The 21,039-nt window shown below is 57.4% G+C and carries 23 protein-coding genes and 1 tRNA gene; 9 read left to right on the top strand and 15 right to left on the bottom strand.

What is annotated here, in order from left to right; genetic code table 11:
- Positions 1 to 132: 132 nt before the first annotated feature.
- From J4P41_RS14635 to J4P41_RS14625, 3 genes are read right to left on the bottom strand one after another with little or no spacing between them, the layout of a single operon-like run.
- Positions 133 to 1,101 (bottom strand): SDR family NAD(P)-dependent oxidoreductase, encoded by a 969-nt coding sequence (locus J4P41_RS14635; RefSeq protein WP_426067691.1) that lies wholly within the window; start codon positions 1,099 to 1,101, stop codon positions 133 to 135.
- 7 nt (positions 1,102 to 1,108) lie between these two features.
- Positions 1,109 to 1,600 carry a DUF192 domain-containing protein gene (locus J4P41_RS14630; protein ID WP_426067690.1) on the bottom strand — a complete coding sequence of 164 codons (492 nt, stop codon included), beginning with the start codon at positions 1,598 to 1,600 and terminating at the stop codon, positions 1,109 to 1,111.
- A 19-nt stretch (positions 1,601 to 1,619) separates the two neighbouring features.
- Entirely contained in the window at positions 1,620 to 2,276 is a 657-nt protein-coding gene (locus J4P41_RS14625; RefSeq protein ID WP_426067689.1) for an MBL fold metallo-hydrolase, read from the bottom strand.
- A gap of 147 nt (positions 2,277 to 2,423) precedes the next feature.
- Between J4P41_RS14625 and J4P41_RS14620 the strand changes: the two genes are divergently transcribed.
- Together J4P41_RS14620 and J4P41_RS14615 are read left to right on the top strand one after the other, a co-directional pair.
- Positions 2,424 to 2,774 (top strand): RidA family protein, encoded by a 351-nt coding sequence (locus tag J4P41_RS14620; RefSeq protein WP_426067688.1) that lies wholly within the window; start codon positions 2,424 to 2,426, stop codon positions 2,772 to 2,774.
- 173 nt (positions 2,775 to 2,947) lie between these two features.
- Complete coding sequence (locus J4P41_RS14615) at positions 2,948 to 3,673, top strand: CHAP domain-containing protein (RefSeq protein WP_061929059.1); 726 nt, start codon at positions 2,948 to 2,950, stop codon at positions 3,671 to 3,673.
- Positions 3,674 to 3,739: 66 nt separating this feature from the next.
- On the opposite strand, the gene J4P41_RS14610 is transcribed toward J4P41_RS14615, so the two are convergent.
- The 7 genes from J4P41_RS14610 to J4P41_RS14580 all read right to left on the bottom strand — a co-directional run bounded on the left by J4P41_RS14610 (position 3,740) and on the right by J4P41_RS14580 (position 9,156).
- A complete protein-coding gene (locus J4P41_RS14610; protein WP_061929061.1) occupies positions 3,740 to 4,198 on the bottom strand; it encodes a 23S rRNA (pseudouridine(1915)-N(3))-methyltransferase RlmH in 459 nt (152 codons plus the stop codon).
- Entirely contained in the window at positions 4,199 to 4,651 is a 453-nt protein-coding gene (gene rsfS, locus J4P41_RS14605) for a ribosome silencing factor (RefSeq protein ID WP_061929063.1), read from the bottom strand.
- A gap of 95 nt (positions 4,652 to 4,746) precedes the next feature.
- Positions 4,747 to 5,334 carry a nicotinate-nucleotide adenylyltransferase gene (locus J4P41_RS14600; protein ID WP_426067694.1) on the bottom strand — a complete coding sequence of 196 codons (588 nt, stop codon included), beginning with the start codon at positions 5,332 to 5,334 and terminating at the stop codon, positions 4,747 to 4,749.
- A 32-nt stretch (positions 5,335 to 5,366) separates the two neighbouring features.
- Positions 5,367 to 6,623 (bottom strand): glutamate-5-semialdehyde dehydrogenase, encoded by a 1,257-nt coding sequence (locus tag J4P41_RS14595; protein WP_426067693.1) that lies wholly within the window; start codon positions 6,621 to 6,623, stop codon positions 5,367 to 5,369.
- Positions 6,616 to 7,710, bottom strand: coding sequence for a redox-regulated ATPase YchF (gene ychF, locus J4P41_RS14590; RefSeq protein WP_007284278.1), 1,095 nt, complete (start codon positions 7,708 to 7,710; stop codon positions 6,616 to 6,618). The genes J4P41_RS14595 and ychF overlap by 8 nt, the downstream gene beginning before the upstream one ends.
- A gap of 213 nt (positions 7,711 to 7,923) precedes the next feature.
- Positions 7,924 to 8,493, bottom strand: coding sequence for an aminoacyl-tRNA hydrolase (gene pth / locus J4P41_RS14585; protein WP_426067687.1), 570 nt, complete (start codon positions 8,491 to 8,493; stop codon positions 7,924 to 7,926).
- Positions 8,494 to 8,496: 3 nt separating this feature from the next.
- A complete protein-coding gene (locus J4P41_RS14580; RefSeq protein ID WP_062018581.1) occupies positions 8,497 to 9,156 on the bottom strand; it encodes a 50S ribosomal protein L25/general stress protein Ctc in 660 nt (219 codons plus the stop codon).
- A 209-nt stretch (positions 9,157 to 9,365) separates the two neighbouring features.
- Between J4P41_RS14580 and J4P41_RS14575 the strand changes: the two genes are divergently transcribed.
- Complete coding sequence (locus tag J4P41_RS14575) at positions 9,366 to 10,691, top strand: MFS transporter (RefSeq protein ID WP_426067686.1); 1,326 nt, start codon at positions 9,366 to 9,368, stop codon at positions 10,689 to 10,691.
- A gap of 21 nt (positions 10,692 to 10,712) precedes the next feature.
- On the opposite strand, the gene J4P41_RS14570 is transcribed toward J4P41_RS14575, so the two are convergent.
- Complete coding sequence (locus J4P41_RS14570; protein WP_426067685.1) at positions 10,713 to 11,588, bottom strand: SDR family oxidoreductase; 876 nt, start codon at positions 11,586 to 11,588, stop codon at positions 10,713 to 10,715.
- Between the two features lie 225 nt (positions 11,589 to 11,813).
- Between J4P41_RS14570 and J4P41_RS14565 the strand changes: the two genes are divergently transcribed.
- Positions 11,814 to 13,922: a catalase gene (locus tag J4P41_RS14565; RefSeq protein ID WP_426067684.1), complete on the top strand. Its 2,109-nt coding sequence runs from the start codon at positions 11,814 to 11,816 to the stop codon at positions 13,920 to 13,922.
- Positions 13,923 to 13,957: 35 nt separating this feature from the next.
- On the opposite strand, the gene J4P41_RS14560 is transcribed toward J4P41_RS14565, so the two are convergent.
- The 4 genes from J4P41_RS14560 to rfaD are packed head-to-tail and all read right to left on the bottom strand — an operon-like array spanning position 13,958 to position 17,978.
- Positions 13,958 to 15,358, bottom strand: a complete 1,401-nt coding sequence (locus tag J4P41_RS14560) for an amidohydrolase family protein (protein WP_426067683.1) — start codon at positions 15,356 to 15,358, stop codon at positions 13,958 to 13,960.
- A gap of 55 nt (positions 15,359 to 15,413) precedes the next feature.
- Complete coding sequence (gene pgeF / locus J4P41_RS14555; protein WP_426067682.1) at positions 15,414 to 16,187, bottom strand: peptidoglycan editing factor PgeF; 774 nt, start codon at positions 16,185 to 16,187, stop codon at positions 15,414 to 15,416.
- Positions 16,180 to 16,986, bottom strand: coding sequence for a prolipoprotein diacylglyceryl transferase (gene lgt, locus J4P41_RS14550; protein ID WP_426067692.1), 807 nt, complete (start codon positions 16,984 to 16,986; stop codon positions 16,180 to 16,182). The genes pgeF and lgt overlap by 8 nt, the downstream gene beginning before the upstream one ends.
- An 11-nt stretch (positions 16,987 to 16,997) precedes the next feature.
- The gene (rfaD, locus tag J4P41_RS14545; RefSeq protein WP_426067681.1) at positions 16,998 to 17,978 is read right to left on the bottom strand and encodes an ADP-glyceromanno-heptose 6-epimerase; all 981 of its coding nucleotides are present in this window, start codon (positions 17,976 to 17,978) and stop codon (positions 16,998 to 17,000) included.
- A gap of 82 nt (positions 17,979 to 18,060) precedes the next feature.
- Here rfaD and J4P41_RS14540 point away from each other — a divergent pair, with 82 nt between their 5' ends.
- From J4P41_RS14540 to J4P41_RS14520, 5 genes are all read left to right on the top strand, one after another.
- Positions 18,061 to 18,351, top strand: coding sequence for an accessory factor UbiK family protein (locus tag J4P41_RS14540; RefSeq protein ID WP_426067680.1), 291 nt, complete (start codon positions 18,061 to 18,063; stop codon positions 18,349 to 18,351).
- Between the two features lie 201 nt (positions 18,352 to 18,552).
- Positions 18,553 to 19,059 (top strand): YbjN domain-containing protein, encoded by a 507-nt coding sequence (locus J4P41_RS14535; RefSeq protein WP_023944444.1) that lies wholly within the window; start codon positions 18,553 to 18,555, stop codon positions 19,057 to 19,059.
- A 2-nt stretch (positions 19,060 to 19,061) separates the two neighbouring features.
- Positions 19,062 to 19,883, top strand: coding sequence for a pyrroline-5-carboxylate reductase (gene proC / locus J4P41_RS14530; protein ID WP_426067679.1), 822 nt, complete (start codon positions 19,062 to 19,064; stop codon positions 19,881 to 19,883).
- A gap of 80 nt (positions 19,884 to 19,963) precedes the next feature.
- Positions 19,964 to 20,653: a TetR family transcriptional regulator gene (locus tag J4P41_RS14525; RefSeq protein ID WP_426067678.1), complete on the top strand. Its 690-nt coding sequence runs from the start codon at positions 19,964 to 19,966 to the stop codon at positions 20,651 to 20,653.
- Between the two features lie 69 nt (positions 20,654 to 20,722).
- Positions 20,723 to 20,797: transfer RNA gene (locus J4P41_RS14520), tRNA-Gln, on the top strand.
- Positions 20,798 to 21,039 lie beyond the last annotated feature (242 nt).

Below are 21,039 nucleotides of genomic sequence, written 5' to 3'. Positions count from 1 at the left end.
AATTTTCAAAGATCACAGTCTCTAACCGTCCCGGCCAGACCCTCGAAGAAGGCCCCGCCGCGTCGGTGAACGGGCTTATAAGACCACCACACATACCCGTCAACCAAAAAATATAAGAAAAATGAAATAAAGTCAGATTTTATGAAATTCCCTGTACCAGGCTGCGAATTTCATAACGCCTTCTTCTAAGGAAACCTTAGGAGTCCATCCGCAAAGCGCCTGCACGTCTTCCAAACTGGCCCAAGTCTTTTCCATATCAGCCACCGGTCGCTTTCGAAGCTCAACCCGCGCAGAACGTCCAAGATATTTTTCCAGCAGTCCAATCAGAGCTGTTACACGCTCAGGGCGATCTCCACCCAGATTCAGAAGTCTCGCCTGCCCCTTCTCCGGCGGCAAATCCATGACATCCAGAACGCCCGCAGTAATATCATCTATATATGTGAAATCCCGCGACAGATCGGCACCCTCATAAAGGGTCACAGGCTTCCCCGCGCAAATCGCCTCGGCAAAACCATAATACGCCATGTCGGGACGCCCCCAGGGTCCATAGACAGTGAAGAACCTCAATCCAGTCTGAGGGATTCCATAAAGATACGCATAGGTAGATGCCGTAAGTTCACCCGCTCTCTTGGTGACAGCATACAAAGAGCTTGGTTCATCTACCCGATCATCTTCCCGAAAAGGCAATGACCGATTTCTACCGTAAACAGAGGATGAAGACGCATAAACGAAATGCTTCAGCTTTTTGAGCGCTCGACACGCTTCCAGCAGAACGACCTGCCCCATGACATTGGTCTGTACATAGGAATAAGGATCCACCAGCGAATATCGAACACCCGCCTGCGCGGCCAGATGGATGACAATCTCAATATCCGGATGTGCTGCCACAAGAGACGTCATCCCATCTCTGTCAGACACATCCATCTGCAAGAACAAGAAATTCGCCTGCCCATCCAACGGCTTCAGTCGGGCCTCTTTCAGAGAGCGGTCATAATAGCTGTTGAGCGTATCAACACCGACAACATCCATTCCGCGAGCAAGCAATGCGTTCGCAACATGAAACCCAATAAAGCCAGCCGCTCCAGTAACAAGAACCTTCACAATCGTTTCAGTGCTTCAAAGCCGGACTGCTGACCGCATCACCCACCCGGATACCCAGCTCTTCCGTAACACCCCCGGCAAGCTCAAGCGTATTGGCAACAGAACCATTACTGCTGAGAATGGCCTCACTCAAGGGCACAGCCTTTTCAGCAATCGCATGAATATGGTTGGTGGAATCAATAAACACGATGTCCAGAGACACTAGAGTATTCCTCATCCACATATCGGAAACCTGCGGGCGAGGCCAAAGAAAGAGCATCCCCTTGTCTTTCGACAATTCCTTGCGAAACATCTCGCCGACTTCCTGCTGACGATATGTTTTTGCAAGCTCCACCGTGAACTGATGCTTGACCCCATCCTGTGTGGTGATCGTCAGAGGTGCCGTCGGCAAAACGGGCTGCGCCTGACGGATCGGCTCCTCCGCTGCATAAGCGGAACCAGACAGCCCACCAACAGCAAAACATGCAGCAGCCAACACGGAACACACAGAAAATCGCATGAAAAACCCCTTTGAAAATTTATAGACCAGCAACAAGAAACGGATTGGAGCGACGCTCTTCACCAATTGTGGTTGGCATTCCATGCCCACACAACACGACGGTTTCATCGGGCAAACTCAGAAGCTGGCGTCGAATACCAGCAATCAAGGCTTCAGAATCGCCATACGCAAAATCAGTGCGCCCTACCGTCCGACGAAACAGCGTGTCCCCGACGATTGCTCTACCACTGGCATGATCAATAAAAACCACATGGCCAGGCGTATGACCCGGAAGATGCCGCACCTCAATATCGTGCCCTAGAAGCCGCAGCGTCTCTCCATCTTCCAGAAACCGGTCCGGCACGACACTGACCATTCCGCTCAAACCAAAATGAGCTGCCTGCTGTTCAATAGTACTCAGAAGAAACGCATCCCGACGATCAGGCCCCAGAACCGGGACAGGCTGCCCCTGTGCTTCAGTCAGACGCGTCCGAAGGTCATCAGCCCCACCGGCATGATCAAGATGCCCATGGGTCAACAGGATCGCATCAACTGTCAAACCAGTGAGCTCCTGAAGCAGATCATCTACATCGCCGCCCGGGTCCACAACGATGGCATGGTTCCGTTCATCCCAGAGGATCGTGCAGTTCTGCCGGATCGGCGTCACAGCTACTCTTTTGACATTCAAAGGGACCACGCTTCTGTCTCCCGACCGGCCGGTTCATCCATCGTTCCCGGCGATACCGCGTCCTTCCCCCTACCACAAGGGACCAACAGGGTGATTGACCCGCCCTCAAAGGCGCATCACTCTGCACCTTTCTTCCCTCAGGATCAGGAATATTCCATGAGCCGTATCATCCGCACAGAACCCAACACCATCCTGTCCAAGGCTGTCGAATACCACGGCTTCATCTTCACACAGGGTGTTGTCGCAAAAGACCTGTCCCAAGACATCAACGGACAGACAAAGGATGTTCTCGCCCAACTAGACGCCATTCTTGAAGAACACGGCACAGACAACACCCGCATTCTTCAGGCACAGATCTGGCTGAAAGACATTGCTGATCGCGATGCCCTCAACACCCACTGGTCCGCATGGCTTCAGGAAGGCCTAGCTCCTGCACGTGCCTGCGTTCAGGCCGTCATGGCTGACCCACGCATCCTCGTGGAAATCATGCTGACGACGACCAAATAAAACCGCTTCGGGACAATAAGGCATAATTAAGGCAGAATGCGACGCAAGAAAGATTTTCAACTGAAATGAAAATTTAACCCTCAGCAATGCATTCTGCCCTTGTCAGGGTTGCATGAAGATTGTTAGCTCCCTGTCACCCGAACGACACAAGCCAATTCAGGATCAAAAAGATCGTGACGCATAAAAGTTGCCGGAAAACTTTTTTCTCTGCCCTGGCGCTCTCAGCGGTCATGTTCTTTTCAAGTCATGCACAGGCCAAACACCTCCGTGGTTCACACGGCGGTCACAGTGTTTTCCGCTCTCACCGAGCATCCCATTCCTACCACCACCACACATTCTCCACGGCACACGTCATTCAGTGCGTAGCCTACGCAAAAGAAGCTTCTGACGTTGTCCTTCACGGCAATGCCCGTGACTGGTGGTACAATGCTGCTGGCCGCTATGCCCGCGGGAACGCTCCGGAAGCAGGATCAGTCCTGAACTTCCGCGCCATCCGCCGTATGCCACTGGGCCATGTGGCCGTCGTTCGCGCGGTAGAAAACAGCCGCACCATCTACATTGACCAGTCTCACTGGGCCTCCAACGGCATCGCACACAATGTGCGCGTTGTAGACGTATCGCCCAACAATGACTGGAGCGCAGTCCGCGTTGCACTGAATGACCGTAGCGGACGATTCGGTAGCATCTATCCCACTTATGGCTTCATTTATGGCCGCCCGGATGATGGACGCCCAGCACGACAGGTTATGGTGGCCCGTGAAAGCCACCCTACGACCTTCCGGCATCGCGCTGTTTTTCACGGTTCGAACGCTCTGGGCCACCCGATGAGCAACACGGAAGTTGCTGAAGCCCCAGACGACGCGTTCACCTCAGACGCTCCCAACCGCTCAATCCGCTAAGATTGAGCTCACAAAAAAAGCGGGGTAGATCCCCGCTTTTTTTGTGTTCAGACAAGTGGTCGAACTTCAATCAGGCCGCGTATCCTTATGATACGGATGATTGGAATTAATCGCCTGAGCCCTGAAAATCTGCTCTGCAATCATGACCCGTACAAGCATGTGAGGCCAGGTCATGGCCCCCAGAGAAATGACAGCATCAGCTCTCTGGATGACAGAACTGTCTAGTCCTTCGGCCCCGCCTATAAGAAAATGAAGAGGACGTCCCGTTTCCTGCCAGCGGGAAAAAAGGGAAGCAAACTGCAAGCTCCCATGCACTTTACCCCCCTCATCCAATGCAATGATGAAGGCATTGTCAGGGCAGGCCCCTAGCAGGGCGCTGGCATCTCTCCGCTTCTGCTCCTGAACCGAACCTTTGGAAGCCGGCAACTCCGTAACCGTCAAAGCCGGACGAATCCGGGCCGCATAACGGTCAAACAATTCCCGTTCGGGCCCGGATTTCAGACGTCCAATAGCAACGAGCTTCATTCAGCCTTGCTCTTCGCCCTTACCGACAGCTACTTCGGATTCGCTCGAATCCAGATCGGCACTCCACATCTTTTCCAGACCGTAGAGCTCACGACTTTCCGGCTTGAAGAGATGAACAACAATGTCACCGGCATCAAGCAGCACCCAGTCGCTGCCATTAGCCCCTTCAACGAGAACCCGGTTGAAGCCTTCTTCACCCAGCTTCTTCTCGATGTGATGAGCCATGGCCGCAATCTGACGGTCCGCCAAACCTGTAGCGACAACCATGCGGTCAGCAAAATTGGCGCGTCCCACCAGATCCACCACCACAATGTCTTCTGCCTTGTCTTCCTCAAGGCTCGCCGTGATGATGGAGAGCATTTTCGTCAGAACATCCGGCTGCACAGGCTCGCGCTTGACCGCTGTCTTCTTCGGACCGGCAGCAGCAGCCTTCTTGCGAGGCGTTCCCGGCACCTTGGCAGCCTCGGCCAGTGCCGCATCAGGGGTGCTGGTTTTCCGACGCGTGGTCTTGGCCTTCGGGTCGGTTGAGGTCGTCTTGGTGATGGTTTTTACTCCTGATCCGCGTCCAGACAGGTTTGCCCAGACTCACGCAACGCTGTAGCCGATATATCGTTCTGCGGCGCAGAAAGGAACGTCCAAGCGCTTCCTTTTCTCCGCCCCAGTATGGGGGCCTCTCTCGATGGCCGCCGATTTCGACGCAAAACCGAGGCTGCCGCCCCATGTAATGCCGGAGTCACACTCCCTGGTCGGGGCAGAATCGCGATCGGAATCATCCGGGCCAGAGCACGCCAGTTCTTCCATCGAGAAAACTGCGCTAACCCATCAGCCCCCATGAGCCAGACAAACTGCACATTCGGGAAACGCTGCTTCAACAACGCCACAGTCTTTACCGTGTAACGCTGCTTCAGACGAGCTTCGATATCTGTCGCACAGATCCGTCTCCCGTCCGCAAGCCTCCGCGCCGATCCAAGCCGCGCCCTGAACGTCCCCATACCCTTCCGAGGCTTCAGCGGATTTCCCGGTGACACCATAAGCCAGACCTGATCCAGCCGAAGAGCGCGCAAGGCACGCTGCGCCACCTGAAGATGCCCGATATGCGCCGGATTGAAGGACCCCCCCAGAAGGCCAACCCGCATCCGGCGCCCATCCCCAAAAGTCGGGATCACGGTCAGCCGCGCACCTGCCCATTGCCACGAACTTCGTAGCGATAGCAGGTCAGTTGTTCGAGTCCGACCGGCCCACGAGCGTGCATGCGCCCCGTGGCAATACCGATCTCGGCCCCGAATCCGAACTCACCACCGTCACAGAACTGCGTAGACGCATTCCACAACACCACCGCACTGTCCGTCCCATTCAGGAACACAGCAGCGGCTTCGGGATCTTCGGCAATGATCGCTTCCGTATGCGCACTGCCATGACGGGCAATATGCTCCAGAGCATCCTCAACGCCATCCACAACAGCAATGGACAGAATCGAATCCAGCCACTCGGTATCAAAATCCGCCGCACTGGCCGCCGGTAAAGACGAAACAATCGCCTGAGCAGCTTCATCTGCCCGGAACGTACAACCTTTAGCAGCCAGATCGTCTACAATCAGCGGCAGCAGTGACTGAGCAATTGCTCGATCAATCAGCAGCGTCTCCGTCGCCCCACAGATCCCGGTCCGGCGCATCTTGGCATCCAGCAGCACCCGACGCGCCATATCCGGATCAGCACTGGCATGAACATAGGTGTGATTCAGCCCATCCGCATGCGCCAGAACAGGCACACGCGCCTCACGCTGAACACGCTCGACCAAAGACTTTCCACCGCGCGGAATAATGAGATCAACCCCATCAGCCGCCTGAAGCAAAGCTCCGACCAACGCACGATCAGCAGAAGGCAGAATCTGCACGCAAGCCGGATCAAGACCCGCCTGCTCCAACCCAGCAACCATCGCCGCATGAATAGCACGTGCCGAATTCAGGCTTTCACCACCACCACGCAGAATGACGGCATTGCCCGACTTGATGCAAAGTGCCGCAGCATCAGCACCAACATTCGGCCGGCTTTCGTAGATCATACCAATGACGCCAAGCGGCACCGCAACCCGGCGAAACAGCAACCCGTTCGGTCGCTCCCATTCCGTCAGAATACGTCCAAGCGGATCTGGCAGCTGGGCAACGTCTTCCAGACCCTTTGCCATAGCCTCGACCCGCTCAGGCGTCAGCGTCAGACGATCCCGGAACGCTGCCGTCCGGTCAGCAGACAATGTGGCCAGATCCTGCTGGTTGGCCGCAACAATCGCTGTAGAATTTTCACGAAGTGCCGCAGCCGCAGCCAAAAGCGCCCTGTTCCGCGTAGCCTCATCAGCCCGCGCCAGACCCCGGCTCGCCTGACGGGCTTTATCCGTCAGGCTTTTCAGAATAGTCGCAGCGTCAGACATTGAATCGGAAGAGGAGAATATCTCCATCCTGCACAACATATTCCTTGCCTTCGATCCGCAACTTCCCGGCCTCCTTGGCTCCTGCTTCACCATTGCAGGCCACATAGTCGTCAAAAGCAACCGTTTCGCAGGCAATAAAGCCACGTTCGAAGTCATTGTGAATGACGGCAGCAGCCTGAGGCGCTTTCGTTCCTGCAGTAATCGTCCAGGCACGCGCTTCTTTCGGGCCAACCGTGAAGTATGTCCGCAGACCCAGCAGACGATAGCCAGCCGCAATCACACGATCCAGACCACTGTCACTCAGGCCAAGCCCTTCCAAGAACTCCGTACGATCTTCCTGCGGCAACTGGCTGACCTCAGCCTCGATCGCCGCAGACACAATCACAACACCAGCGCCTTCTTCCTCAGCACGCTTGCGAACCGCCTCCGAGTGCGCGTTTCCAGTGGCCGCAGAAGCCTCCTCAACATTGCAAACATACAGAACCGGCTTCGTCGTCAGCAGCTGAAGACGCGCTGCTTCCTCTTCCTGGCCCTTCGGCACCGCCGTACGGGCAGGCTTACCATCACGCAGCGCCGCAATCAGCGGCTCCATCAGCTCAAGCTGGGCCTGTGCTTCGCGGTCATTGCCCCGCGCACGCTTCTGAAGATTGATCTGGCGCTTCTCAAGGCTTTCCAGATCCGCAAGCATCAGTTCGGTCTCGATGATGTCCGCATCCCGAACCGGATCGACCCCACCTTCAACATGGGTGATGTCATCATCTTCAAAGCAACGCAGAACATGGATGATCGCATCCGTCTCGCGGATATTCGCCAGAAACTGGTTCCCCAGCCCCTCCCCCTTGGACGCACCACGAACCAGCCCCGCAATATCAACAAACTCAAGGCTGGTCGGGATTTCTTTCTGGGACTTGCCGATCTTCACCAGAATATCCAGTCGCGGGTCCGGCACGGCAACACGGCCCGTATTCGGTTCAATGGTGCAGAATGGGTAGTTCGCTGCCTGCGCTGCGGCTGTTTCCGTCAGGGCATTGAACAACGTGGACTTGCCAACATTGGGCAGACCAACGATGCCGCAATTGAAACCCATTGTGCTCTCCATCTTTCAGGCCGCCAGTGCGGTCAGCCCAGTCTCAGAATTCAGTTGCCCTGTGTTCGCAGAATCCACGCCCACGGACAACACCTGCACCCCGCAAAACAGGCAACAGAGTACGATTCCCGCCGGAGAGATCTCTCCGGCAACGCCCAGCACGTTATACCAGTGAAAAAAGCTAACCATAAGACACCCGAAGTCTCCCGACATTCAGGCCGTAAGCAGCGCCACTTTTGTCATGAACGCTTCATTCTCGCCTCTGGCCAGAATAGGCGCAGCATCCGCAACCGCTTCAAGCCACCGCTCCAGCTCCGGTTCTTCCGCCTTGGCGAAATTTCCCAGAACATGCCCGTGCACCCGGTCCTTGTGCCCCGGATGGCCAATGCCCATGCGCACACGCCAGTAATCCGGCCCGGGAAGACAGCGATCCATTGAGCGCAGGCCATTATGCCCTGCCGCACCGCCGCCGCGCTTGATGCGCAGCTTGCCGAAAGCAAGATCGAGTTCATCATGGAAAACGGTGATGTCGGCCTGCGCGATCTTGAAGAACTGCGCGGCCTGCTGAACGCTGTCGCCCGACAGGTTCATGTAGGTCATCGGCTTGAGGAGCAGGGTTTTCTGCCCCCCAAGCGTTCCTTCAGAGGTCTCCCCCCGAAAGCGCTTTCGCCACGGGGAAAACCCGTGACGCCTGGCGATTTCATCAACCGCCATGAAGCCGATGTTATGTCGATGACGGCTCATCCCCGGCTCGGGATTGCCGAGACCGGTCCAGAGCCTCATGACTTACTTCTTCTTTGCGCCCGGCTTTGCCGTAGCAGCCGCAGCAGCCGCAGCAGCCTTGGCAGCAGCTTCAGCTTCCATTTCTGCATCGATGGTCGGCGGAGCAACGGAAGCGATCACGATATCCGTAGCCTGACCACCCGTCAGAGAAACGCCTTCGGTGCCCTTCAGGTCAGCCCAACGAACGCTGTCATGGATGTCCAGCGCGCTCAGGTCAGCCGTGAAGTGCTCAGGAATGTTGGCCGGGTCAGCAGCAACGTCAACATAGTGACGGACAACGTTCAGAACGCCACCGCGCTTGATGCCCGGAGCCTTTTCTTCGCCCGTGAAGACGATGGAGACTTCAACGTGAACCTTCGTGCCAGCGGAAACGCGCTGGAAGTCCACATGAATCGGAGCATCGGAAACCGGGTGCAGCTGCACGTCACGGATCAGAGCTGCAACCGGCTCTGCGCCTTCTGCTGCCAGGTTGTACACGCGGGAAGACCAGCCACCACGGTGCAGTTCCTTCATGATCACGCGCGGATCAAGAGCAATGATGGAAGGCTCCTGCTTGCCACCATAGATTACAGCCGGAACCAGCCCGGCACGTCTCGTTGCGCGCGCTGCCCCCTTACCAGCCTTCGCGCGCGTCGAGACAGCAAGTGTCGTCAAATTAGCCACTGTTACGCTCCTGCGTATTGAATTTCGTTACCACACAGACCTCCAGGGGTGCCTGTGCGAGCGGCGAAATAGCGGAAAACTGCGACACACACAACCTTTTTCCCGGATTCCGCATACCTCACGCCCCTCATCCGCCATGACTGGACCCGCCCCCAGCCCCCCAGATAGTCTGTCACACGCCCCATAGCTGCCCGCGCCCCAGAGAACCCATGAGCATTGCCCAACGCCTCGAGCACCTCCCCTTCACTCCCTTCCATCGCCGCCTCCTGATTCTTGGAGGCTGCGGATATATGTTTGACGGTCTGGATTCTGCGATCGTCGCTTTCACACTTCCTGTTCTAAAAACGGAATGGCACCTGTCCGGTCCATTCCTCGGACTATTGGGAAGCGCAACCTATCTGGGATACGGCATCGGCTCTCTACTGGCAGGCTTATGGGCAGACAGATCCGGCAGGCGCTCCGTCATGATGAGCGCCCTCGCGCTTTACGCCATCGGATCCCTGCTATCCGCCGTTTCCCACACATTCAGCAGTTTCTTCAGCGCCCGTCTTCTCGCTGGACTGGGTGCGGGCGCGGAAGCCACGATCATCGCCCCCTATCTGAGTGAATTCGTATCCTCACGCTATCGCGGAGCCTTCACGGCCAGCCTCACCGGCTTCTATTCCTTCGGTTACGTGACAGCTGCCATCCTCGGCTTCATGATCGTCCCCTCCTCCCCCGACGGCTGGCGATGGGCACTGGCCGCCACAGCCCTACCCGTCCTGATGCTTCTCTGGTGGAGACGAACTCTTCCCGAATCTCCAAGATGGCTCGATCAGCAGGGACGCACGCACGAAGCGTGTCGCATTGTCGGAATGATTGAACAAAGCGCAGGACTGGCCGTCGGTCTTTCAACAACACCCGATACTGCCGGAAGAGCCAACCGCTCCCTGAGCGATCTTTTCGCTCCCAACCTCAGACGCTCTACGCTCATGAGCTGGGTCATGTGGCTCAGCATCACCTTCTGCTTCTACGCGTTCTTTACCTGGATCCCCACGCTCATGATCGAACGTGGCATGACCGTGACCCGCAGCTTCGCATACGCCATTTCGATCTACGCCGCACAACTTCCCGGATATCTCGCCTCAGCTGTCTGCACGGAACGTCTCGGCCGACGCCCCACAGTGGCAACCTTCATGATCTGCGGCGGAATCAGCGCTATTGGCCTGGCCGCAAGCCAGACACCCACACAGGTCCTGATCTTCGGCATCCTGCTCTCCATGTTCATGAACGGAACCTACGGTGGTATCTACGCCTACACCCCGGAACTCTTCCCAACATCCCTGCGCGGAAGAGGCATGGGACTGGCTTCCGCCATCGCACGCCTGGGCGCTATCTCATCCCCTGTCCTGATCGGCTGGATTTACCCAAAAGCCGGTTTCCCAGGCGTCTTCGGCCTCACAACCTGCGTCCTGCTCATAGGCGCGGGCACCACTATGATCTTCGGCCCCAGAACAGAAAAACGCCCGCTCGATCAGGAGCAGGCGTTCCACTGAAATCCAGAATATCCAACCCGGTCAGAGCATCGGCATCCCGCCATTAACAGCCAGCAAAGCGCCCGTCGTGTAACTGTTCAGCGGATCAGCAAAATACACATAAGCCCCAGCCAGTTCCGCTGGCTGACCCGGTCGGCCCAGCGGAACATCAGACCCAATGCTCTTCTGGGCTTCTTCCGGCATTCCCGTCACAATGAACGGCGTCCAGATCGGCCCCGGCATCACGCCATTCACCCGAATGCCTCGGGACGCAAGCTGCTGCGCCATACTCACTGTAAAGTTCGCAATCGCCGCTTTCGTCATCGAATAGGGCACAAGAATCTTCGGAGGCGTTTTCAGATTGACTGAAGAGGTGTTGATAATGGACGCCCCCGGCTTCAGATGCGGCAACGCAGCCTTCGTCAGATAAAACATGGCATGCGTGTTTGTATCAAAATGACGTTGCCAATCTTCGTCGCTGATGTCTTCAAGATGCTCTGCCCAACTCTGGAACGCCGCATTGTTTACCACAACATCAAGCCGTCCGAATGCGTCCAGTGTCTTGTTCACAAGCGCCTGACACTGAGCAGCCTCCCGAATATCCCCCGGCAAAAGAAGGCAGCGCCGTCCCTCGGCTTCGATCTGCCCTGCAATCTCCTTCGCATCCTGACTCTCAGAATCAAGGTAAGACACCGCAACATCGGCGCCTTCACGAGCGAAAGCCAAAGCCACGGCACGCCCAATCCCGGAATCTCCTCCCGTAATCAGAGCCACCTGCCCCGTCAGTTTTCCTGATCCCCGATAGGTTTTTTCACCATAATCAGGTTCCGGCGTCATCTTCGCCGAAAGACCAGGAAAAGGCTGCGTTTGCCCCTCAAAAGGAGGCTGGGGATAACAATGACGCGGATCAACAGGCATTCAAGCCTCCTTCAGTGCGGCAGTCATGCCAGTCTAGTCGCTAACGAGCCGCTCTTTCGTTCAGTTCAGAACATTTCTCCAAATTATTTTCCGGAACATTTATCGACGTCTCAGACTTCTAAAGTGAAGGATTTCCCGAAACGGAAGTCGACTTACTGAAATCAGGCCGAAGCGCCCGGCATTACTTTCCCGGACACTCGCGACGACAGCAGATCGGATCGACCCATGAGCGACACGGCAGATAAACGCACCACCGTGACCATCGGTGACCAGACCTTCGAGCGCGGCCCCCAAGGGGCAACCCATCAGACCGCAGAAGGCGACATCCCCACCCTGACCACCCAGCAGGGCGTACCCGTCGCAGATGACCAGAACTCCCTGAAGGCAGGCTCCCGCGGCGGAACGCTTCTGGAAGACTTCCATTTTCGGGAGAAGATTTTCCACTTCGACCACGAACGCATCCCCGAACGCGTCGTCCATGCCCGAGGCTACGGCGCACACGGCTTCTTCGAGCTCACCGACTCCCTCTCCGACTACACAACTGCCAAAGTTCTTGGAAAAACCGGAACCCGTGTCCCGGCTTTCGTCCGCTTCTCAACCGTCGCTGGCGCAAAGGGGTCTTCCGATCTGGTCAGAGACGTCCGCGGTTTTGCCGTGAAGCTCTACACAGAGGAAGGCAACTGGGATCTCGTGGGCAACAACATGCCCGTGTTCTTCATCCAGGACGCCATGAAATTCCCGGATATGGTCCACGCCGTGAAGGAAGAACCTGATCGCGGTTTCCCGCAAGCCCAGTCCGCCCATGACAATTTCTGGGACTTCGCATCACTCTCGCCCGAAACCGTCCACATGCTCCTCTGGGTCATGTCAGACCGGGCTATCCCCCGGTCCTTCCGCTTCATGGAAGGCTTTGGCGTCCATACTTTCAGACTCATCAACGCCGAAGGAAACTCCACCTACGTCAAGTTCCACTGGAAGCCGAAGCAGGGCCTTCAGTCCGTCGTGTGGAACGAGGCCGTTAAAATCAACGGCGCCGACCCCGACTTTCACCGCCGCGACCTCTGGCAGGCCATCGAATCCGGCGATTATCCGGAATGGGAACTGGGCGTACAGCTCTTTGATGACGCCTTCGCCGACACATTCGACTTCGACATTCTGGATGCCACCAAACTTATCCCGGAAGAACTCGTCCCCGTTCGCCGGATTGGTCGCCTCGTGCTGGATCGCATGGTGGACAACTTCTTCGCAGAAACCGAACAAGTCGCCTTCTGCACCCAGAACGTCGTCCCCGGTATCGGCTTCACCAACGATCCGCTCCTGCAAGGCCGAAACTTCTCCTATCTGGACACACAGACAAAGCGTCTCGGCGGCCCGAACTTCACGCACATCCCCATTAACGCGCCCAAATGCCCGTTCCATAACTTCCAGCAGGACGGCCACGCCGCCATGCACAACCCGAAGGGTCGCGTAAATTACGAGCCCAATTCCTGGGGTGCAGGTCCGCGTGAAAACCCCAAGACCGGCTACAAACACTTCCCCGATGACAACGGCCGCACGACCCGCGAACGCGGTGAACTCTTCGCCGATCACTACAGTCAGGCACGCCAGTTCTACATCAGCCAGACAAAGCCCGAACAAACGCACATCAAAAATGCGTTCGTGTTCGAACTCAGCAAGGTCGAGACGCCAAACATCCGGTCCCGCGTCATCGCACATCTTCTGAATGTGGATGAAACGCTGGCCAAGGGCGTGGCCGAAGGTCTGGGCCTGAAAGAGCTTCCGGCCCCAGCTCCCACTGCCCGCACACCGATCACGGATCTGGCCGCCTCGACAGCGCTCAGCATCCTCAAGAACGGACCAGACTCTTTTGCAGGTCGAAAGCTGGGCGTCATTGTCACAGACGGAACAGACGCAGCCCTCCTCAACGCTCTTCAGACGCAGGTCGAGGCGGAAGGAGCAATTATGGAACTGGTCGCTCCCGTCGTTGGAGGCATCACTCTAACAGATGGCCAGACCATCCCTGCCCAACAGAAAATCGTCGGTGCACCATCCGTCCTTTACGATGCCGTCGTGCTCCTTTCGTCCGCCGAGGGAACAAAACTCCTTGGCAAAGACGCAACAGCCCGTGACTTCGTGGCAGATGCCTTCGCCCACGCCAAATTCATCGCCTACGGCCCGGACGCTGCGCCTCTTCTTGCAAAAGGCGGCATCACGCCCGACGACATGGACGATGGTGTAATTGCCATCAAAAACGATGGCGATTTCCAACCCTTCATCACAACCTGCCGGAAGCTCCGCTTCTGGGATCGTGAAGCTAAAACCCACAGTGTCTGACATAAAAAAAGCCGGGGATCACACCCCGGCTTTTTTTAATGCTGAACAGAGGCCGCAACCCGTCGATCAGCTTCCTGCCGAACATGCGCAAAATCCTGTTTCAGCGGCTTGCCATGTTCGACCATTAGCACGCCCCCCACATAGACCTGCTCCAGATTTTCCTGAGCCGCTGCAAAAACCAGCGTGGCATACGGGTCAAATACATACCCAAGATTGGTCGGATCAATCACAAGAAAATCCGCAAATTTCCCGACTTCCAAACTCCCAAGACGATCCCCGACCTCCAGAACATCTGCACTCCCTCGCGTGTGCAGGCGCACCACATCATACGGGCTCATGATTGCAGCACTCTGGTACTTGTCCCGGATGGCATAAAGCCCGGTCCGCATATTTTCGAAAGGATCAGCCAGATCCGCACTGGCTTCCCCATCCTCTCCCATACCAACCCGCAAACCCGCTTTCAGATAAGCCGGAATATCCGCCGTCCCTGACGCCAGACGACCATTTGAAAGCGGGTTCCAGACCATGGACGCCCCTGCCTTTACGGATCGGGCAATGATCTCAGGCGTCGTATGGATGAAATGCCCGAAAATCAGATGCGGTCCGAGAATGCCTTCATCCTCAAACCAGTGGAACCGGGCCTGCTGGGCTGAAACGTTCTCGGGCGGCTCCAGATAATGGCTCTGGTTGGACAGATGATACTCCCGCATCAACGCCCCTTCGATCTTCGCCACCTCTCCGGTGTCGTGAAATCCCGTCCCACCATTGATCATCACGGACAGGAACGTAGACCCAACATGCTGCCCGGCGGACCACGCCAGAAAATCTCCCACATGCTGCCGGGCTCTAGAAAGCGACACATCGGCTTTGCCTGGCAAAGGCTCCAGCCCATGCACGAACCGGAGTCCAGAGACTGCCTCTGCCTGGAACTGCAACCGGTCCGTCGTTTCAACAACTCCGGAATTCGCCCCGCCATAGTTGAAATTGTAAGCCGCCGTCACGCCATGCGCGAGATGATCCAGCGCCCCCTCCAGCGTGAACCAGTAAATGTCCTCGGGCCGAGCAACGCTCGCCTTTCCGGAATACAGAGCCTCAATCCAGCCCATCAGCGTCTGATCCGCAGCAAGCCCCCGATAGGCAGCCTGCCAGAGATGGCTATGTGCGGAAATAAAGCCCGGCATCACCCAGTGCCCATGCAGATCCACATCCTGATCGGCTTTCAGCCCTTTTGGCGGAAGACCCGCCCCGATGTGATCGATCACGCCATCCGAACGGACAGAAAAATACCCTTTGAAAGGCGCTTTCTGCCCATCGGCCATCGAAAAAATCAAGGCATTACGCACAAGAAGATGCGACGGTGCGGCATAAGCCACACCGCTCGCACATACCGCCATCACGGCAGAACACAGAATCTGGACAGGACAAAGCATTTTCATCCCGGAACGATAACACTCACCGCTCCGGGAACAAGCTCACAATGCTCCAGAAATATTATGATGAAAGAAGGGGTCGAATAGCCGAAATTTGATGGCCAATATGGCCACCACCTGCCAGCATCCGGCGTCGATGGCTAAAAAACCGCTGATCCGTCAATGTATCAACGCCAAGTACATCAATCGTCTGAACTCCAGCGGCCCGCAGACGCGCAGCGCAGTAACCCGGCAGATCAAACATGAAATGCCCGGCACGCTCTGCCAGACGAAAGAACGCTTCAGCCTTCTGATCCTGCGCCAGAACGGCCTCCCGCATATCCGGACCCACTTCGTAGCTTTTCGGCCCGATACACGGCCCGACAGCCGCCCGGATTTCAGAAGCCCCAAGAGCTTCCATCTGCGCCACAACGGATTCCAGAATCCCGCCCGCAGCCCCACGCCACCCCGCATGAGCAGCCCCAACAACACGACCATCGCCCGAAGCCAGCAGAACAGGCCCACAATCCGCCGTAATGATGCTGACACCAATATCCGGTCGATCCGTTACCAACGCATCGCCATTCTGCCCAGCGCCCATGGCCCAGAGCGGCGTTTCAACAGTCACAGGAACCGTAATGTCACTATGAGTCTGCTTCAAACCCAGAAGCATGTCAGGCTCAACCTGAATCTGCCGCGCCACACGCGCCCGGTTTTCCCGCACATTCTCCAGATCATCAGGCGATGACAGAGAACAGTTCAAACTGTCATAAGGCTTGGGAGAAACGCCGCCCAGACGGGTGAAAAACCCATGCGGCACACCGAGCAGATCACTTCCCAGCACCGCCTCAGACATGCGCCGTCTCCCGCCATGGACGACGCAGCGCATAGGTCATCAGTCCAATGCCAGCAAGCGCCATCGGAATGCACAGGATCTGCCCCATTGTCACGCCCCCCGCCAGAAAGCCGATATTCGCATCTGGCTCCCGGAAGAACTCACAGAAACTCCGCGCACAGGCATACCCAAACAGGAACAATCCCGACAGAAACCCGAAATGCCCCCGCAGCTTGGGGCGAGATGCCGCAAACAGCATCACACACAGCAGCAGAACGCCTTCCGTCAGCGCCTCATAAAGCTCGGACGGATGCCGAGCGACCGGCCCACCCGTCGGAAACACCATAGCCCACGGCAGATCGGGAGACGCCGGACGCCCCCACAACTCCCCGTTCACGAAGTTCGCACACCGACCCAGCGCCAGCCCGATCGGAACAACCGGCACAATACGATCCGCAAAAGCCAGAAAGCTCAGACGGTTCTTCCAAGAGAAGAACGCCAGAGCCAGAATAACGCCCAGCGCGCCACCATGAAACGACATCCCGCCGTCCCATGTCTTGATGATGTCCACCGGGTGCGCGAGATAATCCAAAGGGCGGTAGAACAGCACGTACCCAAGACGACCACCCAGAAGAACACCCAGAATGGCGTAAAACAGGAAATCATCGACCTGCTCACTCGTCGCCACTTCCGGCGCAAGACGGTTCAACCGTCGCGCAATGGGCAGCGCAATGATGAACGACACCATGTAAGCCAGTGCATACCACCGCACAGGCAAAGGCCCGACATGGAAGGCAACAGGGTCAAACCCCGGAAACATCAATGGCTGGCTCAAAGGTTCGGCTCCGATCGGGAAAGGTAATCGCGGACATACTGCCGGATACCGTCTTCAAGAGTTGTAAACGGCAGATCATAGCCCGCAGCCCGCAGTCGGCTCATATCCGCACAGGTATAGGACTGATACTGCCCCCGCAGCTTCTCCGGCATCTCAACAAACTCGACATCCCGAGCCCGATGCGCCGCATCACAGACCGCATAAGCCAGATCCAGGTAACTCCGCGCCACACCGGTCCCACAGTTGAACAACCCACTGACATCGGGATGGTCGAACAGCCAGAGCATGACGTTCACCACATCCCCAACCCAGATGAAATCGCGCTTCTGCTGACCATCCGGCAAGCCAGGAATATCGGACTTGAACAGCTTGGCAGCCGATCCACGCTGAAGGTCATCATACTTGACCTTCACAACGGAGATCATGGACCCCTTGTGATACTCGTTCGGCCCGTAAACATTGAAAAACTTGAGCCCAGCCCACTGCTTCGGAGCCGGATGACCCGCCGCCAGCTCACGCTTCACCCACAGATCAAACGCCTGCTTGGACCAGCCATAAAGGTTTAGCGGCTTCAGAGGATCAATCGCCTCCAGACCATCCCGGAACATCTCAGGCCTGTCCGCCGCGCCATATGTGGCCGCAGAAGAGGCGTAAATCATCCGGACGTCATTCTGCGCGCACCAGCGCCAGAGAAACTGCGACAACGCCACATTGGTCGACCACACCAGATCCCCATCCCGCGCCGTCGTGGCGCTGATGGCTCCCATATGGAAAACCGCCTCAATCTTTGGCGCTTTCTCAAGGAAACTCGGAAGCGCCTCAGGCGTGATGATCTGATCGGGCGCATGCGAGGCAAGGTTCCGCCACTTCACCCCCTCATGCAGCCGGTCCACGATAACCGTCCGCAGCCCGCGCTGACGCAGGGCGGCATGAAGGCACGATCCAATGAATCCGGCTCCGCCGGTGACGATAATCATCCTTCCTGTATAGTCTGCCCCCGAAAACGATCCAAGCGACGCGCCACACACGACACGCCGCCTCTCTGCAGGAGTTTCTCCCATGTCTGACAGACCCCGCTTCTTCGACGACCTCGCAGGCCTCGCCGGCAATGCGTTTTCCGCTGTTACCGGTGCCCGCGAAGAACTGCACTCCATCATCCGCACCCGCGTCGATGAAATTCTGACCTCCCTAGAACTGGTTCGCCGGGACGAATTCGACGCCGTGCAGGAAATGGCCACCCGCGCCCGCATGGCACAGGACGAAGCAGAAGCCCGCCTCTCCGCCATCGAATCGCGCCTGACCGCCCTTGAAGAACTGGCAACGGAAGAAAAAGGCGGCCCACAGGGCTGATCCAGCCCATTCGACTGCGCCAGCACTGCAACACATCTTCATACGAACTCACTGAAGATGCTCGTAATACTTGCGCAGTCTCAAAAGGACCCATAACGTGATGAGTGCTGGAGGCAGGCACCCTGCCTCCAGACGCAGACATCTGGAGCGCCGCACCGGCGCACGGCCGGTGCCAGGCTCCACGGCCTTGGGAGATCCGACATGCCTGCCCTGAGCACCTCACTCACCACCGAAACCGAATCCCATCCGCTCGACATCATGGAACAGGTCATGGGCCTGTATGAATGGGAATTCGAGCGCCTCGGCCAGTCCGAAATGGCAGCCCAGGCCCCGGGCCAGTGGTGTGATTATTCTCTCTACTTCACATGGTCGGACGAACTCTCCGCGCTGCACCTGAACTGCACGCTGGACCTCCGCTCCCCCGCCGCACGCCGGGCCGATGTCCACGAACTGGTTTCGCTGGCGAATAACCGCCTCTGGGTCGGCCATTTCACGATCGACACCGAAACCGGAACCCCGGCCTTCCGCCATACGCTCCTCATGCGCGGCGTCGCTACGCTTCCCGGCGAGAGCATGGAAGACCTGATCGACATCGCCATGTCCGAATGTGAAAGATTCTATCCCGCCTTCCAGTTTGCTCTCTGGGGCGGCAAATCCCCTCAGGATGCACTGGATGCCGCAATGCTTGACTGTGTTGGAGACGCCTGACCTTGCCTTCCACCCCCTCAATCCTTCTGGCTGGCTGTGGAAAACTGGGAGGCGCGCTCCTCGACGGGTGGCTCGCTTCCCCCACACCTCCAAAGATCGTCGTCCTTGACCGTCACCGAACAGCCTCGGACGACACCCTGACAATCGCCAGCAGCCCCGCCGAAATCCCGGCATCCTTCACACCCGACATCATTGTTCTCGCCGTCAAACCAGCAGGCGCAGACAAAACCATCGAAGACATCGGCAAAGCCCTCGGAAGCCGGTTCAAGAAATCAGCCCTCCTCTCCGTCATGGCCGGTCGTACCTGCGAAGCCCTCGCTTCAGCAGCAGCCCAAGCTGGAGCGGAAATCTCCGTCCTCCGCGCCATGCCCAACACCCCTTCGGCTATCGGTGCTGGCATCAGCGGCTTCTACGCCCCACCCAACGCCACAGCCGAACAGGCCACACTCTGCCATGAGCTCCTCTTCGCCGTAGGCGACGTCGTCCGCGTGGAAAAAGAAGAAGATCTCCTGGCCGTAACCGCCGTCTCCGGATCAGGCCCCGCTTACGTCTTCCTGCTCGCAGAACTGCTGGAAAAAGCCGGGGAAGCCCACGGCCTCTCCAAAGAAACAGCCCGCCGTCTGGCACGCGGAACCATCTACGGCGCAGGCCGTATGCTCGACGATCTGCCCGATGACGCAGAAGACCTCCGAAAGGCCGTCACCAGCCCCAACGGAACAACCGCCGCAGCCCTGAGTGTCCTCATGGCACCCGACGCTTGGCCTGCAAATATTGCAAAAGCCATTGACGCCGCGACAAAACGAGCCGACGAACTCGCCGGGTAACCGTTTCTTTCCGGTGGGAACTTGCCGCCTCAGGCAAACGCTCCCACCATAAGAAACATGTTTTTGACAGGAGACCGGCAATGGAAGAACGGCAGGACCCATTTGACACCGATGAGCTGACACCAGACAGCACACCGGAACTGGACAGGGAAGCCTTCGACATCGCCCTCCTGCAATCTGCGTTAAGCCTGGCAGGAACAGACGGCTGGCACCGGTTCTCACTCGTGGATGCCGCACGTGACGCAGGCCTCCCGGTCGACGCCGTGCGCTCCCACTACCCCGTCAAAGCCCTGCTCCTCCTCCGCCTCGGCCGACTGGCAGACGAAAGCGCACTCCGAGACGACGGTAACGGCGGTACCCTGCGCGAATACCTCTTCGACCTGATGATGCGTCGCTTCGATATTTTCGAAGAATACCGCGAAGGCGTCCGCGCTGTCCTGCACGCCCTCCCTTACGATCCCCCCCTCGCCGCTCTTCTGGCAGGCGCCACCATGGACTCCATGCACTGGCTCGCAGACGCCGCAGGCATAAATTGCTCTGGATTGGGTGGCCTCTGGCGCGTCAACGCCCTGACCGCCGTCTGGGGCCACGCCCTGCGCGCCTGGGAAAAAGACGAGAGTCAGGATCTCGGCAGCACCATGGCGGCCCTCGACAGCGCTCTGAACCGCGCCGAACGGCTCGGCGTCCTCAAAGCCTCGGCACGCCGTAAAATGGACGACGCCATGCGCAACACAGGCCTGCCCGATCACGAACTCGAACTTGAATCCTGATATTGGGCTTTACGAGACATGCTGGTTCGGATTAAAAGCCGTTCCAGCGCGTTTCTGAAACGCGTCTGCTGGGGCGTAGCCAAGCGGTAAGGCAGCGGATTTTGATTCCGCCATGCGGAGGTTCGAATCCTCCCGCCCCAGCCAAGTACCTATAAATCAATGAAATCAAACACTTATGCGCCCAGAGAAAAGCAACTTTGGGGACAGCGCTGTAGGCAGTCTAGGCCATTTTAGGGATTCTGTGAGCCCTTGAAATCAGCCTGGAGGGATCGAAGAACTGTTTGTTGATGCGCTTGTCTGATGATTTTAGTTTTTTGGCGCTTTGATTGAGGGTTTCCGGGGTGACTTTCGCTCTGCGTTTTGAGCAGATCACGGTCCATCGCCGG

The organism is Gluconobacter sp. NFX36 (genome assembly GCF_049887835.1).
GTDB classification, from domain to species: Bacteria; Pseudomonadota; Alphaproteobacteria; order Acetobacterales; family Acetobacteraceae; genus Gluconobacter; species Gluconobacter japonicus_A.
This window is presented reverse-complemented; position numbering and strand designations above follow the sequence as displayed.